The 10461-nt window shown below is 66.7% G+C and carries 6 protein-coding genes; all 6 read left to right on the forward strand.

Features of this window, described 5'->3' with window-relative positions; translation table 11 throughout:
- The first annotated feature begins 458 nt into the window (after nt 1–458).
- The 6 genes from ABE423_RS19490 (at nt 459) to ABE423_RS19515 (ending at nt 10380) form a co-directional block, all read left to right on the forward strand.
- Nucleotides 459–2924, forward strand: coding sequence for a GH92 family glycosyl hydrolase (locus ABE423_RS19490; RefSeq protein ID WP_346487225.1), 2466 nt, complete (start codon nt 459–461; stop codon nt 2922–2924).
- 96 nt (nt 2925–3020) lie between these two features.
- Nucleotides 3021–4070, forward strand: coding sequence for a LacI family DNA-binding transcriptional regulator (locus ABE423_RS19495; RefSeq protein ID WP_049424705.1), 1050 nt, complete (start codon nt 3021–3023; stop codon nt 4068–4070).
- A 60-nt stretch (nt 4071–4130) separates the two neighbouring features.
- Nucleotides 4131–5444 carry an L-fucose:H+ symporter permease gene (gene fucP, locus ABE423_RS19500; RefSeq protein ID WP_032130345.1) on the forward strand — a complete coding sequence of 438 codons (1314 nt, stop codon included), beginning with the start codon at nt 4131–4133 and terminating at the stop codon, nt 5442–5444.
- Between the two features lie 7 nt (nt 5445–5451).
- A complete protein-coding gene (locus tag ABE423_RS19505) occupies nt 5452–6447 on the forward strand; it encodes a carbohydrate kinase (protein WP_032130344.1) in 996 nt (331 codons plus the stop codon).
- Complete coding sequence (locus ABE423_RS19510) at nt 6444–7670, forward strand: AGE family epimerase/isomerase (RefSeq protein WP_100468325.1); 1227 nt, start codon at nt 6444–6446, stop codon at nt 7668–7670. The genes ABE423_RS19505 and ABE423_RS19510 overlap by 4 nt, the downstream gene beginning before the upstream one ends.
- 91 nt (nt 7671–7761) lie before the next feature.
- Entirely contained in the window at nt 7762–10380 is a 2619-nt protein-coding gene (locus ABE423_RS19515) for a glycoside hydrolase family 2 protein (RefSeq protein ID WP_125895901.1), read from the forward strand.
- Nucleotides 10381–10461: the final 81 nt, after the last annotated feature.

Here is a 10461-nt window from a genome sequence, read left to right on the forward strand (position 1 = left end):
TGTCGACGGCGGGGTGGGTCCGGTTGCGGGGGCGTGAGCCGCATGGGCCCGAGGCATGCCTGGGGCGGGGTGGGCAGGCCGCCCAACCCCGGTCTTGCCGTGTGCGCAGGACTGCGCACACGAGCAAGCGGCGACCGAGCTTACATGGACGTACTTGCAGCGGCCCCCGCAACCGGACCCACCCCGCCTCCCCACAGGAAATCAGCTGTTGCTGTTGCTGTTGCTCCAGCTCGGAGCGAGTGCAGGGCGCAGCCCTGCCGAACCCCCCCTCTCATGCTGCGCCGCAGAATGCATTCGGCTGAACCTGCATGCTCTACTTGAATCGATCTAAATTCACGGTCTGGTGGGTCGGGCGTCATTCCAGGGGGAGCTTTCTGCCAGTCATGGCGGGGCTCAGCGGAACGGTGCCGGACGGCCCCGGCCGTCTGCCTCCGCGTCATCGACTACAGGAACCCGACATGCGTCCAGTGCCGTCCGCTCCCGCCGTCCCAGTGTCCTCGCGCCCGCTGGTGCGCCTGGCCTGCCTGCTCGCACTTTCGGCGTCGCCGATGCTGCTGCAGGCCGCGCCGGCTGCGCTGGAGCGCGAGGTCAACACCTTCATCGGCAGCAAGGACGACGGCAACACGTTCCCGGGCGCGTCGGCACCGTTCGGCCTGATCCAGGTCAGCCCGATCGGCAGCCACTATTCGGGCTGGCGCTACGACGACGAGAAGATCCGCGGTTTCGGCCACTCCTTCATCTCCGGCGCAGGTTGCTGGGAGCAGGGCGGGCAGGTGTCGGTGCTGCCGGTGACCGGTTCGATCGGTCCCGGCGGCGATTTCGATACCGGCAACGCGAAGAAGTTTGACCACAAGGCCTATGCCGCGTCGTACACGCATGACGGCGAGATCGGCCAGGCGGGCTATTACAAGGTGCGGCTGACCAGCTACGGCGGCATCGATGCCGAGACCACTGCGCGTACGCGCGCCGCGGCCGAGCGCTACACCTTCAGCCAGCGCAGTGGCGACGGCCACGTGCTGGTCAATGTTGGCCAGGCCAATGAGCGCCACTCGGTGATCGGCAGCGTGGTCGATGTGGTCGGCGACCGCGTGGTGGAAGGCAAGCTGGTCACCAAGAGTTTCTGCGGCGGCCATCAGTACACCACCTGGTTCCGCATCGAGTTCGACCGCCCGTTCAAGGCGCATGGCACCTGGGGTGAGGGCGGTGGCCTGCCCGGCGCGCGCCACAGCATGGAAGGCGAGCAGAAGCCGAACGGCGCCTGGCTCAGCTTCGACCTGGCCAAGGGCCAGTCGGTGACGGCGGTCAGCGCGATCTCGCATGTGGACGCCGAAGGCGCGCGCATCAATCTGCGCGCGGACGGCATGCAGGGTGGGGCGCTTCTCGGTTTCGACCGCATGCGCGCACTGTCCCAGCAGTCGTGGCGTGAGCAGCTGGGGCGGGTGCGTGTGCAGGGCGGTACGGCCGATGACCGCACCGTGTTCTACAGCGCGGCCTACCACGCGCTGCTGCAGCCGATGACCGGCAACGATGCCGACGGCCGCTACCGCGGCTATGACGATGGTATCCACCGCGCCGATGGCTGGACCTATTACGAGTACTTCTCGCTGTGGGATACCTACCGCGCGCAGAACCAGTGGCTGGCACTGACCCGCCCGGACGTGGCGCGTGACATCGGCCGTACCCTGCTGGCGATCGACGAGCAGGGTGGCTGGCTGCCGCGCTGGGGCTATGCCAACTTCGAGACCAACATCATGACCGGCGATCCGGTCACGCCGTTCATGGTCGACCTGTGGCGCTTCGGTGCGCTCAAGGGCCGTGAATCGCAGGCGTGGGATGCGCTGCGCCGCAACGCGTTCGGTACTCCTCCGCTGAACTCGCGCATGGCCGGCCGTTCCGGCAACCCGACCTACCTGGACAAGGGCTACGTGGTCTACGACCGCGCATTCCCATCCAAGGGCATGGACGTCGATCCGCACCACGGCGGTTCGGCCACCTTGGAATATGCGCTGGCCGACTGCGCGCTTTCGCAGATGGCCGATGGCTTGGGCCATGCGCAGGACGCGGCGACGCTGCGTGAGCGCGGCCGCAACTGGCGCAAGGTGTGGGACCCGCAGGTGCGTGACGCCGAGACCGGCTTCACCGGTTTCCCGCGCCCGCGTACCGAAGACGGCCAGTGGTACACGCCGGCCGATGGTCACTACAGCCCGCGCTCGCACCACGGTTTCCATGAAGGCACGGCGTGGCAGTACCAGTGGCTGGCGCAGCAGGACGTGCCGGGCCTGGTCGACGCGATGGATGGCCGCGAACAGGCTGGCCGACGCCTGGATGCGTTCTTCGCGATGGACGCGCTGCAGGCCGACCCGCTCAATGCAGCCCGCAAGGAGTGGGTGGTCGGGCCGTACAGCTACTACAACCAGTTCCGCTACAACCCGAACAACGAGCCGGACCTGCACTCGCCGTGGCTGTACACGCTGATCGGCCAGCCGTGGAAGACCGCCGCCGTGGTGCGTGCCGCGCAGCAGTTGTTCACCAATGCCCCGAATGGCGTGACCGGCAATGATGACCTCGGCACGATGTCGGCCTGGTACCTGTTCAGTGCCATCGGCGTGTATCCGGCGGTGCCCGGCAGCGGCCAGTTCCTGCTGCACACCCCGCGTTTCAGCAAGGTGGAAGTGGACATGGGCAATGGCCGCACCCTGCGCATCGATGCGCCGGGTGCCGATGGCCGCCGCCTGCAGTACGTGCAGGGTGTGAAGGTCGATGGCCAGGCGCATGCGCCGGTGTGGCTGGATTGGAACCAGCTGCAGCAGGGCCCGCGCCTGCAGTTCGCGCTCGATGCGAAGGCGCCGGAGCAGGGCTGGGGCACGGCGGTGAAGGACCTGCCGGTGTCCTGGTGTGCGGCACCGGGGAGCCAGCTGCGCTGAGACGGACTGTGCCGTTCGCGGTGACCCAGCGAACGGCACGGCACGACAGGGCCCTGATCCATTAGGCTTGAGCATCCAGCGGAGTCCGGGAAGACGATGAACGACAACGGCAGCAGTCCCAGCAAGCGCGCCGGCAAGGCGGTGACGGTGACCGACATCGCGCGTGCCATCGGCGTGTCACGGGCAACCGTGTCGCTGGTGCTGCGCGGCAGCCCGCTGGTCAACGTCGACACCCGGGCCAAGGTCGAGGCCGAACTGCGCCGCCAGCGCTATGTCTACAACCGCGCGGCGGCCAACCTGCGCCGGCGGACCTCGTCGAGCATCGCGCTGGTGATCAACGATCTGTCCAACCCGTTCTTCGCCGAATTCGCTTCGGGCGTGGACGAGGCGCTCGGCGGGCGTGGCTACGTAACCCTGCTCGGCAGTACCGGTGAATCGCCGGAGCGGCAGCAGGCGGTGCTGTCCACGTTGATGGAGCACACGCCGGCCGGCCTGATCCTGTCGCCGGCCGAGGGCAGCGATACCGCGCTGCTGCGGCAGGCACTAGGTGCCAATGCCAACGTGCTGCTGTTCAACCGCGAGCTGGACGGGGCCGACTGGGATTTCCTGACCCTGGACAACCAGCACGGCGCCTATCTGGCCACGCGCCACCTGATCGAGCGCGGCCATCGCCAGATCGCCTTCTTCGGCGGCCACGCTGCATCGAGCTCGTGCCACCAGCGCCGTGCCGGTTTCCAGCAGGCGCTGGCCGAGGCCGGTCTGTCGCTGCCGCCGGGCTGGATGATCGAGTCGGCGCCGAACCGCCTGGAAGCTGCGGCGCGCACCGATGAGCTGTTTGCCGACGGACATCGCCCGAGTGCAGCGGTCTGCTACAACGACACCGTCGCGCTGGGCCTGATGCTGGGCTTGAACTCGCGTGGCATCCGCCCGGGTGGCGACTTCGCCGTTACCGGTTTCGATGATATTTCCGAGGCGTCGGTCGCGGTGCCGCCGTTGACCACGCTCACTGCCGATCCGCGCGAGCGGGGCCGGCAAGCTGCCGCGCTGCTGCTGCAACGACTGGACGAACCGGATGCGCCGCCACGGCGCACGGTCGCGCCGGTGCAGCTGCGCATCCGCGAAAGCAGTGCCGCACGACCGAACTGATTCCTTCCATATACCCCTTCCACGCAACAACGACTTTCCGCGCATCGAGGCGCGTACCGCATGCCGATCTCCGCAACGCCCCGTCCATCGGGTACCTCCAGCAGCCAGGCGCCGGTCATGAATGTCCGTGCTGCTCTGGCGGTTGCCACCACCATATTCTTCATGTGGGGCTTCCTGACCAGCCTCAACGACGTGCTGATTCCGCACCTGAAGGCGGTGTTCGAACTGAATTACACCCGCGCGATGCTGGTGCAGTTCACCTTCTTCGGCGCGTACTTCCTGATGTCGGTGCCGGCCGGTCGGCTGGTGGCCCACCTGGGCTACAAGAAGGGCATCATCGCCGGCCTGCTGATCGCCGGCGTGGGCGCGCTGGGCTTCTGGCCGTCGGCCGCATTGCGCACCTATGAAGCGTTCCTTGGTTCGCTGTTCGTACTTGCCACCGGCATTACCGTGCTGCAGGTGGCAGCCAATCCCTACGTTGCGCTGCTGGGCCCGGAACAGACCGCATCGAGCCGTCTGACCCTGGCGCAGGCACTCAACTCGTTGGGTACCACGCTGGCGCCGCTGTTTGGTGGTTTCCTGATTCTGAGCACCGCAGTGAAGAGCGGCGACGAGATCAACGCGCTGCCCGTGGCCGAACAGATTGCCTACCGTACCGCCGAAGCGCAGTCGGTGCAGGGCCCGTACGTGGGCCTGGCCATCGCACTGGTGCTGCTGGCAGTGTTCGTCTACCTGTTCCGCCTGCCCAGCCTGACCGAGACCACCGAGCAGGCCGACAGCGGCCACCACACGCTGCTGGATGCACTCAAGCATCCGCACGTACTTTTCGGCGTGCTGGCTATTTTCTTCTACGTCGGTGCTGAGGTGTCCATCGGCAGCCTGATGGTGAACTACCTGGCACTGCCGGAGATCGGCGGCATGACTGAACAGCAGGCCACGCACTATGTGTCGGCCTACTGGGGCTGCGCCATGGTTGGTCGCTTTGCAGGTGCGTGGCTGCTGGCCAAGTACTCGCCGCGCGGCCTGCTGGCCGGATTCGCAGTGGCCAATGTGGTGCTGCTGGGCGTCACGCTGGCGTCGGGTGGCAAGGTCGCGCTGTACGGCATCGTGGCGACCGGTCTGTTCAATTCCATCATGTTCCCGACCATCTTCTCGCTGGCCATCGAACGTCTGGGCCCGCTGACCAACAAGGCGTCCAGCCTGTTGATCATGGCCATTGTCGGCGGCGCGATCATCCCACTGCTGCAGGGCGTGCTGGCCGACCGCATCGGTCTGCACCTCAGCTTCGTGCTGCCGGTGGTCTGCTACGTCTACATCATCTTCTACGGCCTGGTGGGTTCGCGCCCGCCGGCTTCCGCAACGCAGGGAGGCTGAGTCGGAAATGGGTGCCATTGTCTGCTTCGGCGAAATTTTGATCGATCTACTAGCGCAGCCGCCGGCCTCGGCCGATACCCCGCGCGCGTTCCTGCAGTACGCCGGCGGTGCGCCGGCCAACGTGGCGGTGGCGGCTGCGCGGCTGGGGGCGAAGACCCAGTTCGTCGGCATGCTTGGCCGCGACATGTTCGGTGACTTCCTGGCCGACAGTCTGGTCGAGCACGGCGTGGGCACGGATTACATCGTGCGCACCGACGCCGCCAAGACTGCGTTGGCCTTCGTCGCGCTGGATGCCAGTGGCGAGCGCAGCTTCAGTTTCTACCGCCCGCCGGCGGCTGACCTGCTGTTCCGTGACAGTGACTTCCAGGCGGAGTGCCTCGACAGCGCGCAGTGCTTCCACGTCTGTTCCAACAGCCTGACCGAGCCGGCCATCGCCGAGGCGACCTTCGCCGGCATGGAGCGCGCCCGTGCCGCCGGTGCGGTGGTCAGCCTGGACCTCAACCTGCGCCCGGCTCTGTGGCCAGCCAACGAAGATCCGACGCCGCGCCTGTGGCAGGCGCTGGAGCGCGCCGACCTGGTCAAGCTGTCGCGCGAGGAGCTGGATTACCTGGCGGCACCGCTGGGTGCCGATGGCGAGTCAGTGGTGCTCAAGCGCCTTCTGGCCGCGCAGGCGCGCTGGGTCATCGTTACCGATGGTGCGGCCACGCTGCACTGGTACACGCGCGACAACCACGGCACGGTCACCAGCTTCCGCGTGGCCACCGTCGATACCACGGCCGCCGGCGATGCCTTCGTCGGTGGCGTGCTGGTCGGCCTGCTGGAGCGTGGTGGGGCGGGCGCAGGCTTTGCCGCGTTCTGCCAGGACCCGGAGGCGATCACCGCCACGCTGCGCTTCGGTGCCGCCGTGGGTGCGCTGGCTGTTACCCGCAAGGGCGCGTTCGCCGCGATGCCCTCGCTCGATGAAGTGCAGCAGCTGCTGCAGGCCCAGGACATTACCGCATGAGCACCTCGCCCGATTTCCGTTCGCCCGCGTTCCTGCGCGCGCACATCGCCGATACGATGGCGTTCTACCACCCGCGCTGCATCGATCCGGACGGCGGTTTCTTCCACTACTTCCGTGATGACGGCAGCATCTACGATGCCAGCCACCGCCACCTGGTGAGCAGCACCCGCTTCGTCTTCAACTATGCGATGGCCTACCGCGAGTTCGGCAATGCCGAATACCGGGAGGCTGTCGAGCATGGCGTGCGCTATCTGCGCGAGGTGCACCGCAACCCGGCCACCGGCGGTTATGCCTGGACCCTGCGCGACGGCAAGGTCGAGGACGATATGAACCACTGCTACGGCGTGGCCTTCGTGCTGCTGGCCTACAGTTGCGCGCTGAAGGCCGGCATCGAGCAGGCGCGCGACTGGATGGACGAAACCTGGCAGCTGCTGGAAGCACGCTTCTGGGAGCCGCAGCATGGCCTGTACAAGGACGAGGCTGACGGCCAGTGGAGCTTCACCGGCTACCGCGGCCAGAACGCCAACATGCACATGTGCGAGGCGATGCTGGCCGCGTTCGAGGCCAGTGGCGAGCAGCGCTATGTCGAGCGCGCGCTGCAGCTGGCCGACAACATGACCCGCCGCCAGGCCGCCAAGGCCGGTGGCCTGGTCTGGGAACATTACGATGTGAACTGGGAAATCGACTGGGACTACAACCTGGACGATCCCAAGCACCTGTTCCGCCCGTGGGGCTTCCAGCCGGGGCATCAGACCGAGTGGGCCAAACTGCTGCTGATCCTCGATCGCCACGTGCAGGCCGACTGGCTGGTGCCGACCGCGCAGCATCTGTTCGACGTGGCCGTGGCGCGCAGCTGGGACGACACCCGTGGTGGCCTGTACTACGGCTTCGCACCGGAATCGCGCCGGCAGCCCGGTATGGACGGCGCCCCGATCGGCGGCGACAGCTTCGTCTGCGACGACGACAAGTACTTCTGGGTGCAGGCCGAAACGCTGGCTACGGCCGCGCTGATGGCCAAGCGCACCGGCGATGACCGCTACTGGCAGTGGTACGAACGCATCTGGGCGTATTCGTGGGAGCACTTCGTCGACCACCAGTACGGTGCATGGTTCCGCATTCTCGATGCCGACAACCGCAAGTACAGCGACGAGAAAAGCCCTGCCGGCAAGGTGGATTACCACACCATGGGCGCGTGCTACGAAGTGTTGAACGTCGTGCGTTGAAGATCGTTCGAATGCAGTAGTGCCAGGCCATGCCTGGCAATCCGAAATCGGTAGCGCTGGGTCACGCCCGGCGGAAAAACAGGAGCGCCACGTGCATCGCCTTTCCCTCGTTGTCCGTCTGCTCCTGCTGCTGGTCGCAGCCTCCGCTTTCCCGGCAACTGCAGCGCCTCTGCAGGCGCAGTGGGAATTCCGCATGCTGCCCGGCGACGCCGAGGGTGCAGCCCACCCGGGCCTGCAGCAATGGCGGGCGGCGAAGGTGCCGGGCAGCGTGCACACCGACCTGCTGGCGCATGGGCTGATCCGCGATCCGTACGTCGGTGCACCCGAGGCCGAGCTGCAATGGATCGGCCTGGCTGCCTGGGAGTACCGCGCCCGCTTTGACGTGGATGCGGCGACGCTGGCCAAGCCGAATGCCGAGCTGCGTTTCGACGGGCTGGATACCTTCGCCGAGGTCAGCCTCAACGGCAAGCCGCTGCTGCGCGCGGACAACGCGCACCGCACGTGGCGTGCACGTGTGGACGGGCGCCTGCGCGCGAAAGGCAATGAACTGCAGATCGTGTTCCGCTCGCCGATTCGGACCCTGCTGCCGGGCGTGCAGGCGATGCCGCACAAGATCGCCGGCAATTACCCGTCGCCGTATGGCGATGAACCGAAGGAGGCGATGGTCGGCAACTTCGCGCGCAAGCCGGCCTACCACTTCGGCTGGGACTGGGGCCCGCGTTATGTCACCGCCGGCGTGTGGCGCGGGGTCGACCTGCAGGCCTGGGACGCGCACCGCCTGACCGATCTTGCCGTGCGTACCGATGCATTGAGCGCGGAGCAGGCGAAACTGGCGGTGTTGCTGCAGGTGGAGCAGGGCAGCGCTGCCGGTTCTGCGATGGTCACTGTGGATGTGCAGGATCCGGAAGGCCGCAACGTGGCCCAGGTGCAACGCACGGTGTTGCTGAAGCCGGGCCAGAATACGGTTGAGCTGCCGGTTGAGCTGGCCACGCCGCGGCGCTGGTGGCCGGTGGGCCATGGTGCGCAGGATCGCTATACCGTGAAGGCTGGCCTGGATGGTGGCGGCGATGCAACGCTGGCGCGCGAGCAGCGCATCGGCCTGCGCACGGTCGAACTGCGCCGCGAGGAAGACGGCAAGGGAGGGCAGGGCTTCGCCTTCGTCATCAATGGTGTGGAGATCTTTGCCAAGGGCGCCAACGTCATTCCGTTCGATGCCTTCCCCGCACGCGTCGATGCCGCACGCCTGCGCCAGGTGCTGACCGCCGCGCGCGATGCCAACATGAACATGCTGCGCAACTGGGGCGGTGGCTACTACGAGGACGACGCGTTCTTCGACATCGCCGACGAGCTAGGCCTGCTGGTCTGGCAGGATTTCATGTTCGGCGGCGGCATGCAGCCGGGCTACGATCCGGCATTCCGTACCAGCGTGGTGGCCGAGGCGCGCGACAACGTGCGCCGGCTGCGCCATCACCCCAGCATCGTGCTGTGGTGTGGCAACAACGAGGAGGAAACCGCCTGGAAGGACTGGGGTCACGGCCGCGACCTGAAGGCAGCTGACCCGGCATTTGCGGCGAAGGTCTGGCAGGGCTACGTCGACCTGTTCGGCAACGACCTGCGCCAGGTGGTGGGCGAGGAAGGGCTGGGCGTGCCGTACTGGTCCAGCTCGCCCAGCAACGACCTTGACGAGAAGGCCAACGATTCAACGCGTGGCGACAAGCACTACTGGCAGGTCTGGGGCAATCCGGCGTTGCCGGTGCAGGCCTACCTGCGCGAGACCCCGCGCTTCATGTCCGAGTACGGGCTGCAGGCGTGGCCGTCGGTGGCGACGGTGGACCAGATCGCCACCCGCGCCGAGCAGCGCATCGACAGCCCGGTGATCCGCGCGCACCAGAAATTCATGGCCGGCGAGGGCAACAGCCGCCTGCTGCACTACATCGAACTGGGCTACGGCACGCCGAAGGACTTCGAGGACTTCGTCTACCTCAGCCAGGTGATGCAGGCCGATGGCATCGCACTGGCGGCGCTGCATCATCGCGCCTCGCGGCCGTACACGATGGGCTCGCTGTACTGGCAGCTCAACGACGTCTGGCCAGGTGCTTCATGGTCCAGCGTGGACTACTTCGGTCGCTGGAAGGCGCTGCACTTCGCCGCGCGGCGTTTCTTCGCGCCGGTGGCGGTGGCGGCGCTGCGCGACGAAGGCAGCACGCGGGTGCGCCTGATCAATGATGGCGCCGCGCTGGATGCACGTTGGCGGTTGCGGGTGATGGATGTAGACGGCAAGGTGCTTCGCCGCCGCGAGGAAGCGGTGTCGCTGGCTGCCGCCGGTGTCACCTCGATCGGTGATTTCCGCGACGCCGAATTGCTGGCCGGTGCCGATCCAAAGCGCACGGTGGCCGTGTTCGAACTGCTGCAGAACGGGGCGGTGAGTGCCCGCCAGGTGGTCGGCTTCGTTGAGGCCAAGGATCAGATCCTGCCGCGGCAGAAGCTCAAGGCCAGCCTGTCCATTGAAGGCGACCACTACCGTCTGCGATTGGAAAGCGCGGCCTACATGCGTTCGGCGTGGATCGACTTCGGTGCATTGGACGTGCAGGTGGAAGACAACCTGCTGGATCTGCTGCCGGGCGAAACCCGCGACATCGCAGTGCGTGGCCCGGTGGATCTGACGACGCTGCGCGAAGCGCTGAAGGTAAAAACCCTCAACGATCGTTGAGCAAAAAAGGGGACGGAGGGGATTAAGTCGTTTTTTGGCCCAGTGTGGCACAAAAGACAAAAAACACACCGGCCCCCGTGT

This window comes from Stenotrophomonas sp. TWI1409 (genome assembly GCF_039673015.1).
Lineage (GTDB): Bacteria > Pseudomonadota > Gammaproteobacteria > Xanthomonadales > Xanthomonadaceae > Stenotrophomonas > Stenotrophomonas maltophilia_A.